Source organism: Pseudomonas sp. E45-MNA-CIBAN-0222 (genome assembly GCF_040310405.1).
GTDB classification, from domain to species: domain Bacteria; phylum Pseudomonadota; class Gammaproteobacteria; order Pseudomonadales; family Pseudomonadaceae; genus Stutzerimonas; species Stutzerimonas stutzeri_AC.
Genome location: NZ_JBEOPU010000175.1, coordinates 1 through 254, shown reverse-complemented (window position 1 = coordinate 254; position 254 = coordinate 1). Strand labels below are relative to the sequence as shown.

Here is a 254-nt window from a genome sequence, read left to right as displayed (position 1 = left end):
CACCAGGATTTCAATGGGAATGTCATCCGGAATCAGGGCGCGAAAGCGCTGCGCCAGCATCGGCGACGCGTACGTGACCGACAATGTGGCCCTGAAACGCTTGCGATCGAGGATGCGCAGCCACTGGATCAGAGACGATTCGATCCCGCCGTTCCCGAAATCGGTTACGTGAAACAACACGCGAACACGCGTGTCCGCACTTTCGGTATACCCCGCGTCGGCCATGATTTCTATTATGTTGTCTATTGTTGGAC

At 55.9% G+C, this 254-nt stretch carries 1 protein-coding gene; it reads right to left on the bottom strand.

What is annotated here, in order from left to right; genetic code table 11:
• The coding region (locus AAEZ08_RS23225) for a hypothetical protein (protein WP_500125220.1) at positions 1 to 254 on the bottom strand (254 nt) is incomplete at both ends.